Genomic DNA, 18,847 nt, shown 5'->3' on the forward strand with positions numbered 1-18,847 from the left:
ATGACGGCGCTGGTCAAGATCCGTTCCGAGCGCGACCGGATGTCGGCGATCGAGCGCCGCATCGCCGACTTCATCCTCGAGAATGCGCAACTGCTGCGCGACTATTCCTCGCAGCAGCTGGCCAATGCGCTGGGGATCAGCCAGTCCAGCGTGGTCAAGTTCTGCCAGAAGCTGGGCTTCAAGGGCTATCCCGACCTCAAGCTGTCGATCAACGAGGCGGTGGTGCGCGCCGACAACGGCAACGGCGCCGACGCCTCCGGCGAAGACGCCGGCGAGTCGCCGCGCCCGGCCGCCGGCCTGTGGCAGCGCAAGTCGGAAGCCGAGGAAACCACCCGCCTGATCAATCCGCCCAAGTCGCTGGATGCGGCGGCGGCGGCGATCGGCCGCGCGCGCACGGTGTTCATCATCGGCCTGGGCGAGGACGACATCCATGCGCGCGCGTTCGCATTGCGCCTGTCGCTGCTCGGCATCCTCACCGTGCACAACTTCGACCCGGCGCACATGACCGCCAGCCTGTCCGCGGCCGCGGCCAACGACGTGCTGCTGGTGTTCTCCGAGCACGGCATGCAGCCGGCGCTGTGCCACCTGAGCCACCACTTCCGCGCGCGGCAACGCGGCAAGGTGGTGACCGTCACCCGGCACAGTTCCAATGCCCTGCGCGCGCACGCGGACGTGGCCCTGCTGGTCTCCGCGCACGACGAGCGCGCGCACATCGAACCCCTGCTCTACCACTCCGCCCTGCAGCACCTGCTCGACCGCGTCTATATCCGCCTGTGCGAGGCGGACGGCGAGCGCCGCACCCGGCTGCAGGAAAACCTCGAACGGATCCAGCCGTTGCTGGAGCCGTGACGGATGACCCGGCCGCGACGCTCGGGCATGCTTGCCGTCCACGCACCACCGTTCCCCTGGAACCGACCGATGCCGATCCGCCGAACCGCGACCTTCCTGTTGCCGCTGGCGCTTGCCGCCTGCGCGCATGCCCCGTCCACGAGCGGCGAAGCCGCGCACTGGGCCAATGCGCGGCAACTGGTGCTGGTCACCACCGCCGACTGGGATGCGCAGTCCGGCACCTTGCGCTATTTCGAACGCGAAGGCACCGGCTGGAAGCAGGTCGGCGACGGTTTCGACGTCACCGTGGGCCGCAACGGCACCGCCTGGGGTATCGGCCTGCACGCCGCGCGCAGCGACGGCCCGGTCAAGCGCGAGGGCGACGGCAAGGCGCCGGCGGGCGTGTTCGCCATCGGCACCGCATTCGGCTATGCGCCCAGCGCCAACACCGGGCTCGCGTACAAGGGCATGGGCAGCAACGACTGGTGCATCGACGTGCCGGAATCGAACTACTACAACAAGATCGTCGACCGCAGCCTGGTCAAGGCACCGTACCTGGACAAGTCCAGCGAGCCGATGCGCCGCGACCTGCACGCCGATGGCGACCAGCGCTACCGCGAGGGTTTCGTGATCGAACACAACGCCGACGGCGCCAACCGGCAGGGCGGCAGCTGCATCTTCGCCCATCTGTGGAAGGCGCCCGGCGAGGCCACCGCCGGCTGCACCGCGATGGCGCCCGACCACATGGCGCCGCTGCTGGCCTGGCTGGATGCGCGCCAGCATCCGGTGTTCGTCGAATTGCCGCAGGCGCAGTACGCGCAATTGCGCGGCGCATGGAAGCTGCCGGAGATCGAGCAATGAGCACCACCGCGCGCGTCCTCACCGGCCTGGTCGCCGGCATCGTGATCGGCATCCTGCTGGCGTGGACGGATCCGGCGCTGGCCGCGTCCGTCGCCAACATCGTCGAACCCTTCGGCAAGCTGTGGATCAATGCGTTGCAGATGACCGTGGTGCCGCTGGTGCTGTCGCTGGTGATCGTCGGGGTGAACCAGGCCAGCGACGTCGCCCACTCCGGCCGCGTCGCCCGCCGCGCCATCATCATCTTCGTGGTGCTGCTGACCGCCGCCGCGACCATGGCCGCGATCCTCGCGCCGCTGGCACTGTCGATGCTGCAGCCCGACCCCGCGGTCGCCGCCGCGCTGCGCGGCCACGAAGCCGAACTCCCGCAGGCCACCGGCGGGTGGGCCAGCGCGCTCACCGCGATCGTGCCGAGCAATGCCGTGGCCGCCGCCGCCGCCGGCGCGATGCTGCCGCTGGTGACCTTCGCGTTGTTCTTCGGCTTCGCGCTGACCCGGATCGACCCGGACAAGCGCGCGCAAGTCGTGGGCTTCTTCCAGGCGATCAGCGACGCGATGATCGTGATCGTGCGCTGGGTGCTGTGGGTGGCGCCGGTCGGCATCTTCGCGCTGGTGCTGGCGCTGACCGCACGCGCCGGGCTGGGCATGCTGCAGGCGCTGGGCATCTACATCTTGCTCGAATGCGCGCTGTACCTGCTGGCGGTGGTGCTGCTGGTCGCGATCGCGGTCACCGCCGGCCGCCAGAAACTCGGTCATTTCCTGTCCGGCATCGCGCCGGTGCAGGCGGTGGCGGCCAGCACGCAATCCTCCCTGGCCACGTTGCCGGCGATGCTCGAGAGTTCGCAGCAGCGGCTCGGCTTCCCGCAGTCGGTCTCGGGGCTGGTGCTGCCGATGGCGGTCTCGCTGTTCCGCATCACCTCGCCGATCCAGTACATCGCCAGCGCCAGCTTCATCGCCTGGGCGATGGGCATCGACCTCACCTTCGCCCACCTCGCCACCGGCGTGGCCTTGTCGGTGCTGGTGAGCATGGGCTCGGTCGGCCTGCCCGGGCAGGCGATCTTCATCGCCACCAACCTGCCGGTGACCCAGGCGATGGGCTTGCCGATCGCCCCGCTGCCGGTGCTGATGGCGGTGGACGCGATCCCCGACGTGCTGGCCACTGTCGGCAACGTCACCGGCGACATGACCGCGAATGCGCTGGTGGCGTCGCGCAGCGGGGATGGCGGAACGGTTCCACCCGCAACCACCGCTTGACAGCCCTCGCTGCACTGCAGCACAGTCGGCCCATGTCCCGCCGCCCGACCTCCACCACGACCATTACCGGTACCGGTACCACGCCGGTGCGGTCGGTCATGCCTGGATAAGTCTTCCACATACACCGCCCCGCACTCGAACAGAGACGGGGCGAAGACCCCGCCCTGACGCGATGCGAGGCACCACAGGAGCCTCGATGAACGCTTTGCCGCAGCAGGACGACGCCGAACCATCCAAACCCGCCGCACGTTGCCGCGCGCACAAGTTCGGCGGCAGTTCGCTGGCCGATGCCGGCCGCATCCGCCATGTGGCCGGCCTCATGCTGGATGCCGACGATCCGCGCCAGGTCGTGGTCGTGTCCGCGATGCAGGGCGTGACCGATGCGCTGATCGGCATCGCCAATGCCGCGGCCGAAGGCAGCGATTGGCGGCCCGCGCTGGAGGCCTTGCGACAGAAACACCTCGATGCCGCGAATGCCCTGCTCGACGCGCCTGCGGACACCCGCGACTGGCTCGACGCGCAATTCGCGCAACTCGCCGAACTGCTGCGTGCGGTCGGCCTGTTGCGGCAGCCGGGGCGCGCCGCGTTCGAACGCATCCAGGGCATGGGCGAGGTGCTGTCCTCGCGCCTGCTGCAGGCGCACCTGCGCGCACGCGGCGGCGATTACGCGCTGCTCGACGCGCGCGAGGTGCTCGTCGTGCAGCCCGGCGAACTCGGGGTGATCGTCGATTGGGAGCAAAGCGCGAAGCGCCTCGCCGCATGGCGCACGGCGCACCCGCAGGCGCGCGCGGTGGCCACCGGTTTCGTCGCCGGCGGCAAGGACGGGCTGCCCACGGTGCTGGGCCGCAACGGCAGCGATTTCTCCGCGGCGATCTTCGCGGCGCTGTTCGATGCCGATGAACTGCATATCTGGTCGGATGTCGACGGCGTGCTGTCCGCCGATCCGCGGCTGGTGCCGGAAGCGGTCTCGCTGACCGCGATGAGCTACCAGGAAGCCTGCGAACTGGCCTACTTCGGCGCCAAGGTGATCCATCCGCAGACGATGACCCCCGCCATCGCGCGCGGCCTGCCGATCCTGATGCGCAATACCTTCAACCCGGACTTCCCCGGCACCCGCATCGATGCCGACGGCGGCGCCGGCGGCCCGGTGAAAGGCCTCACCTTGAACGCCGGGCTTGCGCTGGTCAGCCTGGAAGGCGCCGGCCTGATCGGCGTGCCCGGCACCGCCGAGCGCGTGTTCGCCGCGCTGCATGCGGCGAAGATCTCGGTGGTGATGATCTCGCAAGGCTCGTCCGAGCATTCGATCTGCTCGGTGGTGCGCGAAGCCGATGCCGCCGCCGCGCGCGACGTGTTGCTGGACGAATTCGCGCGCGAGCTCGGCTCGGCGCAGGTGCAAGGCGTGCAGGTCGTACCCGGCATCAGCGTGCTGGCCGCGGTCGGCGACGGCATGGCCGGCACGCCCGGCATCGCCGCGCAGCTGTTCGGTGCGCTGGCACGCGCACGGGTCAACATCCGCGCCATCGCCCAGGGCGCCTCCGAACGCAACATCTCGGTCGCCATCGCCGCCGAAGACCAGACCCGCGCATTGCGTGCGGCGCATGCGGCGTTCTGGCTGTCGCCGCAAACCGTGGCGCTGGCGGTGATCGGCCCGGGCAAGGTCGGCGCCGCCCTGCTCGACCAGCTGCAGGCCGCGCTGCCGCGCCTGCGCAGCGAGGCCAACATCGACCTGCGCCTGCGCGCGTTGGCCACCAGCAGCAAGCTGTGGCTGAGCGAACATCGCGACAGCAAGGACTGGCGCACGCGCATGGAAGAGGCCCCCATCGCGACCGACCTGTCCGCGATCGCCCGCCACCTGCTCGATACCCACATGCCGCACGCGGCGATCATCGACTGCAGTGCCAGCAATGCGGTCGCCGAACACTATGCGGAATGGCTGGCCGCCGGCATCCACGTGATCACCCCCAACAAGCAGGCGGGTGCTGGTCCGCTCGAACGCTATGCAGCCATCCGCAGCGCACGCGCCCACGGCGGCGCGCGCTTCCGCTACGAAGCCACGGTCGGCGCCGGCCTGCCGGTGATCTCCACCTTGCGCGACCTGCTCGACACCGGCGACGCACTCATCGCCATCGACGGCATCTTCTCCGGCACCCTGGCCTGGCTGTTCAACAAATTCGACGGCAGCGTGGCGTTCTCTGAGCTGGTGCGCGAGGCGCATGCGCTGGGCTATACCGAGCCCGACCCGCGCGACGACCTGTCCGGCATGGACGTGGCGCGCAAGCTCACCATCCTCGCCCGCGAGGCGGGCATGCCGCTGTCGCTGCAGGATGTCGAGGTGGAGAGCCTGGTCCCCGCCGCGCTGCGCGATGCCGACCGCGACGGCTTCATGGCCGGCCTGGCGGCGATGGACGCGCCGATGCTGCAACGCCTGCAGGCCGCGCGCGAACGCGGCTGCGTGCTGCGCTACGTCGCCCGCCTGCAGAACGACGGCAGCGCGCGGGTTGCGTTGCTGGAACTGCCGAACGACCATGCCTTCGCCCACCTGCGACTGACCGACAACTGCGTGCAATTCACCACTCGCCGCTACTGCGACAACCCGCTGATCGTGCAAGGCCCCGGCGCCGGCCCGGAGGTCACCGCCGCCGGCGTGTTCTCCGACCTGCTGCGCGTGGCCGGCGCGCTGGGAGCGCGCCTGTGAGCCGCGTCGTGCGGGCGTTCTCGCCGGGTTCCGTGGGCAATATCGGCGTCGGCTTCGACATCATCGGCCACAGCATCGCCGGCATCGGCGATATCGCCACGGTGCGCCGCATCGACGCGCCGACCGTGCGCATCGCCGCCATCCGCGGCGCTGTCACCGACTTGCCGCTCGAAGCCGAGCGCAATACCGGCGGCATGGCGCTGATTTCGCTGCGCGAAGCGCTGGCGTTGCCTTACGGCTTCGAACTCGAAATCGACAAGGGCATTCCGCTCGGCTCCGGGCTGGGCGGTTCCGCCGCGTCCTGCGTCGCCGCGCTGGTGGCGGCGAATGCCCTGCTCGATGCGCCGCTCTCGCCGGAAGCGCTGTATCCGCACGCACTGACCGGCGAAGCGGTGGCCAGCGGCGGCAAGCACGGCGACAACGTCGGGCCGATGCTGCTGGGCGGGCTGGTGCTGGCCACGGCAGAGCGGCTGACCAAGATCCATGTGCCGGCCGACTGGCATGCCGCGGTCGTGCATCCGCATGCGGTGCTGGAAACCAAGCATGCACGCGCCGCCCTCGCCGGCCACTACGCGCTGGGCGAATTCGTGGCGCAGAGCGCGCAACTCGCGCAGGTCTTGCTGGGCTGCGAACGCGGCGATGCGTCGCTGGTGCGCGCCGGCCTCGACGATCTGCTGGTGGAGCCGCGCCGCGCGCCGCTGATCGCCGGCTTCGCCGCGGTCAAGCGCGCCGCACTCGACGCCGGCGCGATGGGCGCCAGCATCTCCGGCGCCGGCCCCAGCGTGTTCGCCTGGTGCGAGGACGAAACCACGGCGCGCACCGCCGCCACGGCGATGGCACGCGCCTTCGCCGATGCCGGCTTCGACAGCGACGCGCACCTCACCCCCGTCGCCGGCCCGGCCGCGCGGGTGCTGGCATGAAGGCGCTGAGCACGCGCGGCAACGCGCCGGCGGTGTCGATCGCCGATGCCATCGCCGCCGGCCTGGCGCCCGATGGCGGCCTGTACATGCCGGACTCGTGGCCGTCGTTCTCGCCAGCGGAGTTCGATGGCGACGAAACCACCGCGCAGGTCGCCATGCGCATGCTGGCGCCGTTCTTCGCCGGCGATGCGCTGGCGCCGGAACTGGCGGCGATCTGCGCGGACGCCTTCCACGTCGAACCGCCGCTGCGCGCGTTCGGGAAGGACGGCGATTTCGTGCTGGAGCTGTTCCACGGTCCCACCGCCGCGTTCAAGGACTACGGTGCGCGCTTCCTGGCCGGATGCCTGGCGGCGCTTCCGCGTGCGGACGGCAAGCCGCTCACCATCGTCGTCGCCACCTCGGGCGATACCGGCGCCGCGGTGGCCGGCGCCTTCCACGGACGGCCCGGCATCCGCGTGGCGATCCTCTATCCCGATGGCCGCGTCTCGCCGCGGCAGGCGCACCAGTTGGGCTGCTTCGGCGACAACATCCGCGCGTTCCGGGTGGACGGCAGCTTCGACGACTGCCAGCGCATGGCCAAGGCGCTGCTGTCGGATGCCGCGTTCCGCGACCAGGTGCCGCTGGGCTCGGCCAACAGCATCAGCCTGGGCCGCCTGTTCCCGCAGGCCGCCTACTATGCGCGCGCCGCGCTGCTGCACTGGCGCGCCACCGGCAACGCGCTGAATTTCGTGGTGCCCACCGGCAACCTGGGCAATGCGCTGGCCTGCCTGCTGGCGAAGCGGCTGGGATTGCCGATCGGCGAGATCGTGCTGGCCAGCAATGCCAACGATGTGCTGCCGGCCTTCTTCGCCGGCGCCGAATACGCGCCGCGCGCCAGCATCGCCACGCTGGCGAACGCGATGGACGTGGGCGCGCCCAGCAATTTCGAACGCCTGCAATGGCTGTATCCGGATGCCGCCGAACTGCGCCGCGTGCTGCGCGCGGAAGCGGTCGGCGACGACGCCATCCGCCAGGCCATCCTGCGCACCCGTGCGACGCGCGAGTACATCGCCTGCCCGCATACCGCCTGCGCCGCCGAGGTGCTGGACCGCCTGCGCGCGCGTGACGAGCAAGGCGACTGGGCGGTGGTCGCCACCGCGCATCCGGCCAAGTTCCCCGAGGTGGTGGAGCCGCTGCTGGGCGATGCGGTGGCCTTGCCGCCCGCACTGCAGGCGATGCTGGATCGCCCCAGCAGCGCCGAGCCGCTGGCCAACAACGAGGACGTCCTGCGCGCGCGATTGCGCGACTGGTGACTCAGCCCGTGGCCTTGAGCCGCGCCAGCGCATCGGCGCGGCCCTGCGCCGGATCGATGATGGGCCGCCGCGGGTAGCCCGGCACGACGATCCCCGCCTCCCACGGCGCGTGGATGGCCGTGGCGTCCAGTCCGGCGAGTTCCGGCAGCCAGCGGCGGATGTAGTCGCCGAGCGGATCGAAGCGGCGCGACTGGGTGACCGGATTGAAGATGCGGAAATACGGCGCGGCGTCCACGCCGGTGCCGGCGACCCATTGCCAGCCGAGCGCGTTGTTGGCCAGGTCGGCATCGACCAGGGTATGCAGGAACCAGGCCGCGCCTTCGCGCCAGTGGATGCCCATGTGTTTGGTCAGCCAGGACGCCACCACCATGCGCACGCGGTTGTGCATGCGGCCGGTGCGCCAGAGCTGGCGCATGCCGGCATCCACCAGCGGCACGCCGGTGCAGCCCTGCCGCCAGGCGCGCAAGCCCGCCGGGTCGCTGCGCCAGGGCAGCGTGTCGAATTTCGGATTGAAGTTCCCGCTGGCGCTGGCCGGCCAGTGCTGCAGGACGTAATAGGCGAACTCGCGCCAGCCCAATTCGGCGATGAACTTGCCGGCGCCGGGCCCGCCGCGTTCGCGTGCCGCCTGCAGCACCTGGCCGGGACCGATCTCGCCGAAATGCAGATGCGGCGAGAGCAACGAGGTGGCATCCAGCGCCGGCAGGTCGCGGTGTTCGGGATACGCGTCGAGGCCGTCGAGGAACGCCCGCAGGCGCGCATGCGCTCCCGCCTCGCCGGGCAGCGTGCGGTCGAAGAAGGCCGCGTCCCAGGCGGGCTTGGGTGCCGCGATCGCGCGCTTCGCATCCGCCAGCGATGCCGGCAGCCCGATGCAGGCCAAGCGTTCCGGCGCCGGCCGCGGGCGATGCCGCCAGGTCGGCAACGCCGCCTTGAAGAACGGCGTGAACACGCGATACGGCGCTTCGGCGCGGGTGCGCACCGCATCGGCATCGGTCAGCATGCGCCCGCCCGCGCGGCGCATCGCCACGCCATCGGCGGACAGGCGCCTGGCGATGCGCGCATCGCGGGCGTCGGCATCCGGCTCGTGCAGCGCGCTGATGTGCACGGCGCTGGCGCACGCGTCCGCGGCGAGCCGCGGCAACAGGACTTCGGCGTCGCCGGCCAGCACATGCAGTTCGCCGCCGCGCATGGCGATGTCCGCGGCCAGCGCGGCCAACGAACGCCGCAGCCAGGCGCGCGAGGCGCTGTAGGGCGCGTCGTCCTCGTCGATGTAGACCAGCAGCAGCGCATCGTGCGACTGCAGCGCGCGTTCCAGCGCGGGATGGTCGGCCAGGCGCAGGTCGCGGCGGAACCAGACGATGCCGGTGTTCATCGGTCCTTCGCGGCGCCCGATTGCGGGACCATGCGCAGCTTGCCCGTGTCGTAGCCCAGCGCCTCGATCCTGGCGATGGCGGCGTCCAGCTGCTCCTTCGGCAATGCCGGCGTGCGCGCCATCAGCCAGACATAGTCGCGTTTGCTGCGCCCGACGATCGTGCGCGAGTAATCCGGCGCCAGGTCCACGATCACGTACTCGGCCTTGATCGGCCACACGAACTGCATGCCCCATACGGCGTTGTGGCTGCCTTCCACCACGGTGCCGACCGGCTCCATCGTCTCGATGGGCGCATCGAAGCTGCCCTTGCGCTGCCTGAAGGTGGTGCGGATCCTGCCGTCGCCGTCCAGGCGATAGGACTCGACGGCGTCGTAGGCGTCCTTTTCCGGCCGCGACGGGATGTGCGCGATCACGTACCAGTCGCCCATGAAGCGCGGCAGGTCGACCGAGGCCACCGGCGGGATGGCGGGTTCCTGGGTGGCGCAGGCGCCGAGCAGCGTCGCGAGCGCGGCGGCGAGGATCGAGCCCTCCTTCATCGTCATGCCTCCCTGGCGAAACGGTAGTGGGCGACCATCCATTCGCGGCCGTGGTCGTAACCGAACAGTTCCGCGCAGCTCATCCAGAACATCCGCCAGCGCTGCCACCACAGGCCGGCGGCATCGCCATAGGCCTGGCGCAGGATCGGCATCACCTCGTCGCGGCGCGCGTCCTGGTTGGCCAGCCAGTGGTTGGCGGTGCGCTGGTAATGGGTGCCGTCGACCAGCCAGCGGTCCTCGATGCGCAATGCGTCCTGAAACCACAGCAGGGTATCGGCGGCCGGCATCAGCCCGCCGGTGAAGAAGTGGCGGCCCATCCAGTTGTCGTCGCCCGCGGTCTCGAACGGATAGGCCAGGGTGCGATGGCAGAAGATGTGCACGAACAGCTTGCCGCCGGGCCGGAGCCACGTGCCGATGCGCGCGAGCAGCGTTGCGTAGTTGCGCATGTGCTCGAACATCTCCACCGACACGCAGCGGTCGAACGCCTGCGCGGGCAACTGCAGCGCGTTCGCGTCGCGGGTCAGCACGCGCACATTGGCGTGGCCACGCTCGCGGCAGCGCGCCTCGATGAACTGCCGTTGCGGCGCCGAGTTCGACACCGCGGTGATCCGCGCATCGGGAAAGCGTTCCGCCATCCACAGGGTCAGCGAACCCCATCCGCAGCCCAGTTCCAGGATGTCCTGGCCATCGGCCAGCTGCGCGCGTTCGCCGTACAACGCCAGCATCGCTTCTTCCGCCTGTGCCAGGGACTCGTCGCCCGTCGGGTAGAAGCAGCCGGAGTATTTCAGGCGCGGGCCCAGGCAGCGCTCGAAGAAGCCCGGCGGCAGTTCGTAGTGCTGGCGGTTGGCGGCATCCACGTGCAGCGCCACCGCGCTTTGCCGCAAGTCCGCGACCAGCGCCGAATGCCGGCGCGCGGCGGCATCGGGGTCCAGCGCATGTTCCTCGCGCAGGCGTTGCGCGCACAGCCGGCGGATGCCCGCGCGCAGCAGGGCGTCCGGCAGCTGGCCGCGCTCCGCCAGCCCCAGCAGGCCGGGCGCGGCGCGGTCGTCCTGCGGCTGCATCGCCTCGACGGTTGCGTTCATCGTTCCTCCTTGGGAAACCACGGGATCAGCATCGGCGTGCTGCGCTGGTAGCGCGCATAGTCCTCGCCGCGCGTGCGCAGGGCCTGGGCTTCGGTGAACGGCACGCCGCTGAGGAAGCGCAGGAACAGGTACATCACCACCGGTCCGCTCCATGCCAGCCACGCGAGCGGCGAGCCCGCCGCCAGCAGCACGTAGGCGAACCAGTGCAGCCATTCGAAGAAATAATTGGGATGCCGCGAATAGCGCCACAGTCCCGCGCGGCAGGCCTTGCCGCTGTTGGCGGGATCGGCGCGGAAACGCGAGAGCTGGCGATCGGCGATGGCCTCGCCGGCCACGCAGGCGATCCACACGGCGATGCCGGCCATGAACCACGCGTTCCAGTGCGCCACCGGGTTGGCGGCCACCGCCAGGAACGGCAACGCGAACAAGGCGACCAGCAGCGCCTGGAACTGGAACATCGTCAGCCACTTCAGCGGCGCATCGCCCCAGCGCTTGCGCAACTGCGCGTAACGACCGTCCTCGGCCTCGCCGCGCACGCGGTGCAGCAGGTGCAGGCCCAGGCGCAGCCCCCACAGACCGCCGAGCGCTGCCAACAACAGGCGCGGCAACAAGGCGCCCTGGCCCGTGGCCGCCGTCAGCACGGCCGCACCGCCGACGCCGAACGACCACACCACATCGACGATGCCGGCATTGCGCGTGCGCTGCTGGCGCCGCCAGGCAAGCGCCTGCGCGACCGCCGCCAGCGACCAGACCAACAGGAGTTGCTGCCACGGGTTCATGCGTGCGCCTCGCGTTGCAGGAGAAGCGGCCGTTGGGCGATGCGCAGCAGCAACGGCAACGCGATCGCCCAGGCCAGGCCGAGCATCAGCACGCCCCGCCAGACCGGCGCCGCGAACGCGACCGCGCCGAACCCGCGCGCCGCGCCCAGGTAGGCCAGCGGCGCGCCCACCCCGGCGAATGCCGCGGCCGTCCAGGGATGCCGCGCGAACCATGCCATCGAATGGTTGAGGGTCAAGGCGAACGCGCCCCACAACGCCACGATCCAGGCAGGCGCCGGCCATCCCGGCGGTGTCGCCGCATGCTGCAGGAGGCCCGCCAGCGACAGGCCCGCTTCGATGGAAAGGCCGCAGGCCAACGCCGCGACCAGCACGCGCGCGTCATCGCCGCGTCGCCGCGACACGCCGAGTTGCAAGGCCAGGAACGCCGCGCAGGCGAGCACGCCCAGCCAGGGCATGCCGCGCCCCGCGCTCCACACGGTGGCGAACCATGCGGCCTGGTAACCGAGCAGGTTGGCCCAGTTCGCCATCTCAGGCTTCCAGCAGGCCGGGCAGATAGGACGCGCCGCGATACCCCGGCTTGGCCAGCAACAGGTGGGCCACGCCGATGGAGCGCTCCAGGAAGCCGCCTTCGCAATAGGCCAGGTAGAACGCCCACATGCGCAGGAAGCGTTCGTCGTGGCCCTGCGCGCGCGCCTGCTCGCGATTGGCCAGGAAGCGCAGGCGCCAGTCGCGCAGGGTGCGCGCATACGAAGGCCCGAAGTCCTCCAGGTGCACCAGCGCCAGGTCGCTGCTGCGCGCCTTCGCGTCCAGCAGCGCGGCAATGGAGGGGATGAAGGAGCCGGGGAAGATATGGCGCTTGATGAAATCCACCGATCGCAGCGCCTGCGCATAGCGGTGGTCCTCGATGGTGATCGCCTGCACCAGGCCCAGGCCGTCCGGCTTGAGCAGGCGGCCCAGGGTGGAAAAATAGGCCTGCATGTACTGCGCGCCGATGGCCTCCACCATTTCGATCGAGACCAGCTTGTCGTACCGCCCCTGCAGGTCGCGGTAGTCGGACAGCAGCACGGTGACGCGTTCCTGCAGGCCGGCCTGGGCGACGCGCTGCGAGGCCAGCGCGTGCTGCTCGCGCGAGATGGTGGTGGTGGTCACGCGGCAGCCGCGGCTGCGCGCCGCATGCAGGGCGAACCCGCCCCAGCCGGTGCCGATCTCCACCACGTGGTCGCCGGGCAGGATCCCCAGCTTGTCGCAGATGCGGTCCAGCTTGCGGGTGGAGGCCACCTCCAGCGTGTCGTCCTCGCCCGCGTACAGCGCCGACGAGTACATCAGGTCGTCGGACAGGAACAGGCGGAAGAAATCGTTGCCCAGGTCGTAATGCGCGGCGATGTTGCGGCGCGACCCTTCGCGGGTGTTGCGGCGCAGTGCGTGCAGCGCGCGCATCGCCCAACCGCCCAGCCGCGCCGCGCCGCCTTCCATGCCGTCCAGCAGGTCGCGGTTGCGCACCAGCAGGCGCACCAGCCCGACCAGGTCGTCGCAGTCCCAGTCGCCGTCCATGTACGACTCCGCCGCGCCCACGCTGCCGTTGCCGGCGAGAGCGCGATAGAAGCCGGCGTCGCGCACCTGCACGCGCACGCTCGGGATGCCGGCGGTGGGCTCGCCCACGCGGGCGTCCCCCAGCGGGTCGACCAGCACGATGTCGCCCTGGCGCAGGCCGTCGAGTTGCCGCAACAGGCGCGCGCGCAGGGCGCGGTCCAGCGCGCCGAAACCGGAGGCCGCGCGTGGTTGGACGATGCTGTTCATGCGCGATGCCCCGCGTTGGAAGGATGGTCGTGGACCGGCGTGCGCTTCAGCCAAAGCCGCAGCGCCTGCCAATGGATGCCGGCGATGACCCGGGCGGTCATCAGCGGATAGCGCCACAACACGCGCGCCAGGCCGGCCGCATCCAGCCTCCGCCGTTGCAGCGCCAGGGTGGCGTCGAATTCGCGCACGTCGCCGTCGCACACGTCCATGTGCACGCGCAGGTCCTTGCCCGGCGGCGTGAACGACCACGCGTAGCGGCGCGCCATCGCCATGAACGGCGAGACGTGGAAGGCCTTGTCGAAATCCCAGTGCAGCGCCCTGCCCCGGCGCCGCGCGGCGGACACCGGCAGCACGTAGGCATGGCGCTGCTTCCACGGCGTGTTGGTGATCTCGGCCACGATCGAATGCAGCGCGCCTTCGCCGTCGTGGCAGTAATAGAAAGCGACCGGGTTGAAGCTGTAGCCGGCGTAACGCAAGTGGGCGAGCAGGCGGACCGGACCGGCCGGCAGTTCGCCGGTCGCCGCCTGCACGCGCTCGCGCACGGCCTGCGCCAGCGGCATGGCGGGATCGCCCAGGAAATCCTCGCGCCGGAACGACGCCAGGTTCGAGCGCTCGACAGACCATAGCCAGCGCTCGCGGAACACCGCATCGAGTTCGTCCAGGTCCAGGTAGAGCTGGGCCATGCGGTAGTCGAAGCCATGCGTGGTCGGCGCATGCCGGCGATGCGTCACCCGGCCTTCGTAGATCGCACTGGCCAGCGCGCTCACGCGGCTGCCTCCAGCGGGGCCGCGATCTCGCGCTTCCAGCCCGACGCCGCCCACGGCACCCCCAACCCCGCCGCGACTTCCACGCCGCTGCGCATGCCGTCCTCGTGGAAGCCCCAGCCCCAGTACGCGCCGGCGAACCAGGTGCGGCGCTGGCCCTGGATCTCGCGCTTGCGCGCCTGCGCCGCGACCGAGGCATGCGTGTACACCGGATGGTGGTAACTGCGCCGGGCCAGGATGCGGGCCGGGTCGATGTCCTGGGTGCGGTTGAGCGTCACCACCAGCGGCGTGTCGCCGGGCAGGCCCTGCAGCAGGTTCATGCAATAGCTGACCGTGCAGGCATCCGCCGGGTCTGCGGGCAGATGCGCATTCCACGCCGCCCACGCCTTGCGCGCACGCGGCAGCAGGCGCGCGTCGGTATGCAGTACGGTCTCGTTGGGCTGGTAGGCGATCGCGCCCAGCAGATCGCGCTCCGCATCGCTGGCGTCGTCGAGCAGGGCCAGCGCCTGGTCGCTGTGGCAGGCCAGCACGACCTGGTCGAAGCGTTCGATCCCGCCATCCAGCCGCAGCGTCACCCCGCGTTCGTCGCGCGCGATCCCGCGCACCGGGGCACGCAGGCGCACCTGCACGTCCCAGCGCGCGCGCAGGGCATCGACGTAGCGGCGCGAGCCGCCATCGACCACGCGCCATGGCGGCCGCCCGGCCAGCTGCAGCATGTGGTGGTTGGCCATGAACCGGACCAGGTATTGCGCCGGGAAGTCGAGGATGCCGGCCGCCGGCGAAGACCACAGCGCGCTGGCCATCGGCACCAGGTGCTGGTCGCGGAAGGCCGCGCCGTAGCGGTGGGCGTCGAGGTACTCGCCGATCGACGGCCCCTGCCCCGGCGCATCGAGCAATGCGGGCGCTTCGCGATAGAACCGCGCCAGGTCGCGCAACATGCCCCAGAAGCGCGGCGAGGCCAGGTTGCGGCGCTGGCAGAACAGGCCATCCAGCGAGGTCGCGTTGTATTCCAGGCCGCTGCGCGCGTCCTGCACGGAGAAGCTCATGGTGGTCGGGCGCGTGGCGACGCCGAGCTCGTCGAACATCCGCGTCAGCAGCGGGTAATGCGCCGGGTTGTGCACGATGAAGCCGGTATCGACCTGCAGTTGCCGGCCATCGACCTCGACGCGGTGGGTATCGGTATGCCCGCCCAGGCGATCGTCGGCTTCCAACAGCACGACCTCGTGCCGCTGCGACGACAGCCATGCCGCGGACAGGCCCGATATCCCGCTGCCGACCACCGCGATGCGCATCAGCGGCCGCCCCGCGCACGCGCCAGCACGGCGGCGGGCACCGGCTTGAGGTCGTGGACGATGCGCAGGGCCTGCAGGGCGCGCAGGCCGTACCAGGTGATGTCGATTTCCCACCAGCGGAAGCCCTGGCGCGCGCTGCCGGGGAAATGATGGTGGTTGTTGTGCCAGCCCTCGCCGAAGGTCAACAGCGCCAGCCACAGGTTGTTGCGGCTGTCGTCGCGGGTCTGGAAGCGGCGCCGGCCCCAGCGGTGGGCCAGCGAATTGATGGTGACCGTGGCGTGGAACAGGGCCACGGTGGAGACGAAGAAGCCCCAGACCAGCAACTGCGGGCCGTTGGCGCCCAGCGACGGCGCCCAGCGCGCGAGCGCTTCGCCCGCGACGTACAACGCCGCGGCCAGCGCCACCGGCACGGCGGTGTCCCAGCGGTCCAGCCAGCGCAGTTCCGGGAATTTCAGCAGGTCGCCGATCCGCGAGGTGTCGGTGCGGAAGCCGCCGCGGGTCAGGAACCAGCCGACATGGCTGCGCCAGAAGCCCTTGCGCGGCGTGTGCGGGTCGCGCGCGGTGTCCGCATGCACGTGGTGGTGGCGATGGTGGGCGGCCCACCACAACGGACCGCGCTGCACCGAAGCCGCGCCCAGCAGCGCGAACGCGAACTGCACCGGACGCGAGGCGCGGAAGGTGCGATGGGAGAAATAGCGGTGGTAGAAGCCGGTGATGGCGAACATCCGCAGCGCATACAGCGCCAGCGCGACCCACAGCGCGGTGGCCGACACGCCGACCGCGAACACGGCGAGGCATGCGAGGTGCATGCCGATGAAGGGAAGCGCGCGCAGCCAATCGATGCGGTCGTCGTCGGCGCCGGCATCGCCCGCGTCCGCCACTGCGGCCGTGTCGAGCCAGCCGCGCAGCGCCGCCAGCGCCCTGTCGCCCCGATGGTTCCGTCCCGCCGCGTCCCTGGCCGCCATCGCCTTCTCCCGTGTGCGTCCCTGCCTACGCAGCCGGGCGCGGATCGGATGCAAGGCGCGCATCAGATCGCGCAACGCCCGCGCAGCGGGTCGCCGCGCAGCGCCGCGACCTGCGCGTCGTCGACGGCACGCGCGCGCGGCTCGAAGGCGATCCGCACCTGCGGATTGCCGCCACGCGCGTCGCGGATGTTGCCGGTGCCGGCGAATTCCAGCAGCCTGCGGTCGTCGCGCGCGTACACCAGGCGCACCTCCGGCACGACGAAGCCGAACCAGCTGTCCAGGCGCATGCGCAGGCGTTCCGCGGGGATGCCGCGCCAGTCCAGGCTGCCGGCGCGCTGCACCCGCAGCGGATAGAAGCGCTGCCGGCTGGGCACCAGGAAGTGCAGGCGCAGCGCCTGCCCGCGCATCAGCGCGTCCCAGTTCGCGCGCACCGCGGCGTCGAAACCGGCATCCGCCACGCCATCCGCGGGCACGCGCACGCTGCGCTCGCTGCGATCGCCGTCCGCGCCCGCATAGGCGGTGCGGGTGCCGCTGCCGGCATGCAGTCCCTCGGCATAGCCGCGCCCGTCCTCCAGCGCGAATGCGGGTGCGGCCGATCCACCCTGCACATGCTTGCGCGCGAACGCCGCGCCATCGGGGCAGCGGTACGCCACCCAGCGCTCGCTGCGCGCGCCCGCGCGGATGAAGTGCGATTCGCGGTACAGCAGGCGCGCGTCCTCGGCGCTGCGCACTTCGGCGTCGCGTCGCTGCCAACCGGCGGCATCCGCCGCGTGCAGCGGCGGCATCGCCAGCATCGCAAGGCCGGGAAGCAGGATTGCGCGCATGTGCGGTTCCGTGATCGCCCATCCCGCCTACGCGGCAAGGCGCGATCCGGATGCGCGCGGCTCAGGCCGTCGTGCTCAGATCCCGAACAGCGGCTGCAAGCGGCGCGCGAACCAGCCCGGGAAGCGCAGCGGCGCATCCAGCGCGGACACGCAGATGCAGGCTTCGCCGGGCGCGGTCACCGGCTGGTGCTCGGTATCGGCGTCGAGGTCGGCGACGTCGCCGGCCGCGAAGTGCCCCAGCGCATCGTCGTAGGCGCCGCGCACGATCTGGGTCAGCTCGCTGCCCTGGTGCCCGTGCACCGGCATGCGCCGGCCAGGCCCGATCCGCAGCAGCAACATGGTCCCGCCGCTCGGGCCGAGGGTCCTGATGTAGTGCATCCCCGGCCCCATCCAGCGCCATTTCAGCGCCCGCCAGGATGCGCCGAAATAGGGATGCAGCGGCGCCGGCAGGCGATCGGGATCGCCGTCGGCGTTCGCCGGCGCGGCGGGCTGCGGTGCGGGTTCGTCCAACCGCGCCAGCATGGCGTCGCGCAATCGCGCGTGCTGCGCGCCCTGCGCATGCGCGGGATGCTGCTGTTCGACCAGCACCCCGCCGATCGCGTCGGCGCGGGCCAGGCTGGCCCGGCACTCGGCGCAGCCGGCAAGGTGCAGCGCCACCACCGCGGACATCTCCGGCGACAGCGCGCCCGCCGCGTGGCTGACCAGGGTGGCGGCATCCAGGTGATGGCGCGGGCTCACGGCTCGCCTCCCATTTCGCCCTGCAGGCGCAGGAAAGCGCGGCGCACATGCGATTTCACGGTGCCCAGCGGCATCCCCAGTTCGCTTGCGATCTGCTGGTGGCTCTTGGCTTCGAAATAGGACATGCGGATCAACCTGGCCTGCACCGGCGGCAGCGCCTCGATCCGGCGCTGCAGTTGCACCTGGTCCGCGTGCGCCTCGGTGGTGCCCGGGTCGGCCTCCCATTCGGCGTCGATCGCCTGCTCGCCGACCTGCGGATGCCCGGCCTCGCGGCGCAGGCGGTCGATCTGCAGGTTGCGCGCGATCCGGAACAGCCAGGTGGCCAGCGCGCTGCGCGCCGGATCGTAGCTGGAGGCGCGCTGCCACAGGCGCAGCAGCGATTCCTGCGCCAACTCCTCGGCCACCGCCTCGGGCACGCCCACCCCGCGCAGGTACAGGCACAGGCGCGGCATGAAGTGGTCGTAGATGCGCAGGAAGCAGTCGCGGTCGCGCCGCCCCGCCACCGCCGCCATCTCGTCGGACCAGTCCCTGGCTTCCTGCCCGGTGGCGGCGGACGCGGACATGCGCCTAGCCGCCTCGAAGGGCGCGGGACGCTCGCTGGGCGCGGGCTGGGGCATCAGGCATGGCCGCAAGGGTAGCAATGCCGATGCCTACGCAGGATGCGGCCGATCGGATGCAGGGGCGTCACGCGGGTTGGCCTGACCCGGCCCGGCTGCGATAATCGTCACGGTTTAGCCAGTGTTCTGGCCCCGTAGCTCAGCTGGATAGAGCGGTCCCCTCCTAAGGGACAGGTCGTGCGTTCGAATCGCGCCGGGGTCGCCATCCGCAATCGCAATACGCCTCCCCGCCATGCGC

General features: G+C 71.0%; 18 protein-coding genes and 1 tRNA gene. 7 read left to right on the forward strand and 12 right to left on the reverse strand.

The window, feature by feature from the left end:
* From FHQ07_RS02795 to thrC, 6 genes are all read left to right on the forward strand, one after another.
* Positions 1 to 849, forward strand: coding sequence for a MurR/RpiR family transcriptional regulator (locus FHQ07_RS02795; RefSeq protein WP_139715247.1), 849 nt, complete (start codon positions 1 to 3; stop codon positions 847 to 849).
* A 69-nt stretch (positions 850 to 918) separates the two neighbouring features.
* Positions 919 to 1,689 carry a L,D-transpeptidase family protein gene (locus FHQ07_RS02800; protein ID WP_240703538.1) on the forward strand — a complete coding sequence of 257 codons (771 nt, stop codon included), beginning with the start codon at positions 919 to 921 and terminating at the stop codon, positions 1,687 to 1,689.
* Positions 1,686 to 2,939, forward strand: coding sequence for a dicarboxylate/amino acid:cation symporter (locus FHQ07_RS02805; protein WP_139715248.1), 1,254 nt, complete (start codon positions 1,686 to 1,688; stop codon positions 2,937 to 2,939). The genes FHQ07_RS02800 and FHQ07_RS02805 overlap by 4 nt, the downstream gene beginning before the upstream one ends.
* A 196-nt stretch (positions 2,940 to 3,135) precedes the next feature.
* On the forward strand, positions 3,136 to 5,634 hold the full coding sequence (gene thrA, locus FHQ07_RS02810) for a bifunctional aspartate kinase/homoserine dehydrogenase I (RefSeq protein WP_139715249.1): 2,499 nt from the start codon (positions 3,136 to 3,138) through the stop codon (positions 5,632 to 5,634).
* A complete protein-coding gene (locus FHQ07_RS02815; RefSeq protein WP_139715250.1) occupies positions 5,631 to 6,554 on the forward strand; it encodes a homoserine kinase in 924 nt (307 codons plus the stop codon). The genes thrA and FHQ07_RS02815 overlap by 4 nt, the downstream gene beginning before the upstream one ends.
* Positions 6,551 to 7,846 (forward strand): threonine synthase, encoded by a 1,296-nt coding sequence (gene thrC, locus FHQ07_RS02820; protein WP_139715251.1) that lies wholly within the window; start codon positions 6,551 to 6,553, stop codon positions 7,844 to 7,846. The genes FHQ07_RS02815 and thrC overlap by 4 nt, the downstream gene beginning before the upstream one ends.
* 1 nt (position 7,847) lies before the next feature.
* Here the strand turns inward: thrC and FHQ07_RS02825 are convergent, their stop codons facing one another.
* From FHQ07_RS02825 to FHQ07_RS02880, 12 genes are all read right to left on the reverse strand, one after another.
* Positions 7,848 to 9,215 (reverse strand): cryptochrome/photolyase family protein, encoded by a 1,368-nt coding sequence (locus FHQ07_RS02825; protein WP_139715252.1) that lies wholly within the window; start codon positions 9,213 to 9,215, stop codon positions 7,848 to 7,850.
* A complete protein-coding gene (locus FHQ07_RS02830; protein ID WP_139717848.1) occupies positions 9,212 to 9,751 on the reverse strand; it encodes a lipocalin family protein in 540 nt (179 codons plus the stop codon). Before FHQ07_RS02830 ends, FHQ07_RS02825 begins: the two co-directional genes overlap by 4 nt.
* Before the next feature lie 2 nt (positions 9,752 to 9,753).
* On the reverse strand, positions 9,754 to 10,812 hold the full coding sequence (locus FHQ07_RS02835) for an SAM-dependent methyltransferase (RefSeq protein WP_240703579.1): 1,059 nt from the start codon (positions 10,810 to 10,812) through the stop codon (positions 9,754 to 9,756).
* 17 nt (positions 10,813 to 10,829) lie between these two features.
* Complete coding sequence (locus FHQ07_RS02840) at positions 10,830 to 11,612, reverse strand: DUF1295 domain-containing protein (protein WP_139715254.1); 783 nt, start codon at positions 11,610 to 11,612, stop codon at positions 10,830 to 10,832.
* A complete protein-coding gene (locus FHQ07_RS02845) occupies positions 11,609 to 12,139 on the reverse strand; it encodes a DUF2878 domain-containing protein (protein WP_139715255.1) in 531 nt (176 codons plus the stop codon). Before FHQ07_RS02845 ends, FHQ07_RS02840 begins: the two co-directional genes overlap by 4 nt.
* Before the next feature lies 1 nt (position 12,140).
* On the reverse strand, positions 12,141 to 13,409 hold the full coding sequence (locus tag FHQ07_RS02850; RefSeq protein ID WP_139715256.1) for an SAM-dependent methyltransferase: 1,269 nt from the start codon (positions 13,407 to 13,409) through the stop codon (positions 12,141 to 12,143).
* Positions 13,406 to 14,167: a DUF1365 domain-containing protein gene (locus tag FHQ07_RS02855; RefSeq protein WP_139717849.1), complete on the reverse strand. Its 762-nt coding sequence runs from the start codon at positions 14,165 to 14,167 to the stop codon at positions 13,406 to 13,408. Before FHQ07_RS02855 ends, FHQ07_RS02850 begins: the two co-directional genes overlap by 4 nt.
* A gap of 5 nt (positions 14,168 to 14,172) precedes the next feature.
* Positions 14,173 to 15,465, reverse strand: a complete 1,293-nt coding sequence (locus FHQ07_RS02860; protein WP_139715257.1) for an NAD(P)/FAD-dependent oxidoreductase — start codon at positions 15,463 to 15,465, stop codon at positions 14,173 to 14,175.
* Complete coding sequence (locus tag FHQ07_RS02865; protein WP_139715258.1) at positions 15,465 to 16,430, reverse strand: acyl-CoA desaturase; 966 nt, start codon at positions 16,428 to 16,430, stop codon at positions 15,465 to 15,467. The genes FHQ07_RS02860 and FHQ07_RS02865 overlap by 1 nt, the downstream gene beginning before the upstream one ends.
* A 62-nt stretch (positions 16,431 to 16,492) precedes the next feature.
* Positions 16,493 to 17,254, reverse strand: a complete 762-nt coding sequence (locus FHQ07_RS02870) for a hypothetical protein (RefSeq protein WP_139715259.1) — start codon at positions 17,252 to 17,254, stop codon at positions 16,493 to 16,495.
* Positions 17,255 to 17,329: 75 nt separating this feature from the next.
* Entirely contained in the window at positions 17,330 to 17,992 is a 663-nt protein-coding gene (locus FHQ07_RS02875) for a ChrR family anti-sigma-E factor (RefSeq protein ID WP_139715260.1), read from the reverse strand.
* Positions 17,989 to 18,555 carry a sigma-70 family RNA polymerase sigma factor gene (locus FHQ07_RS02880; protein WP_139715261.1) on the reverse strand — a complete coding sequence of 189 codons (567 nt, stop codon included), beginning with the start codon at positions 18,553 to 18,555 and terminating at the stop codon, positions 17,989 to 17,991. The genes FHQ07_RS02875 and FHQ07_RS02880 overlap by 4 nt, the downstream gene beginning before the upstream one ends.
* Positions 18,556 to 18,737: 182 nt before the next feature.
* Here FHQ07_RS02880 and FHQ07_RS02885 point away from each other — a divergent pair.
* Positions 18,738 to 18,814 (forward strand) — tRNA-Arg (locus tag FHQ07_RS02885).
* Positions 18,815 to 18,847: the final 33 nt, after the last annotated feature.

The organism is Thermomonas aquatica (assembly GCF_006337105.1).
Classification (GTDB): Bacteria; Pseudomonadota; Gammaproteobacteria; order Xanthomonadales; family Xanthomonadaceae; genus Thermomonas; species Thermomonas aquatica.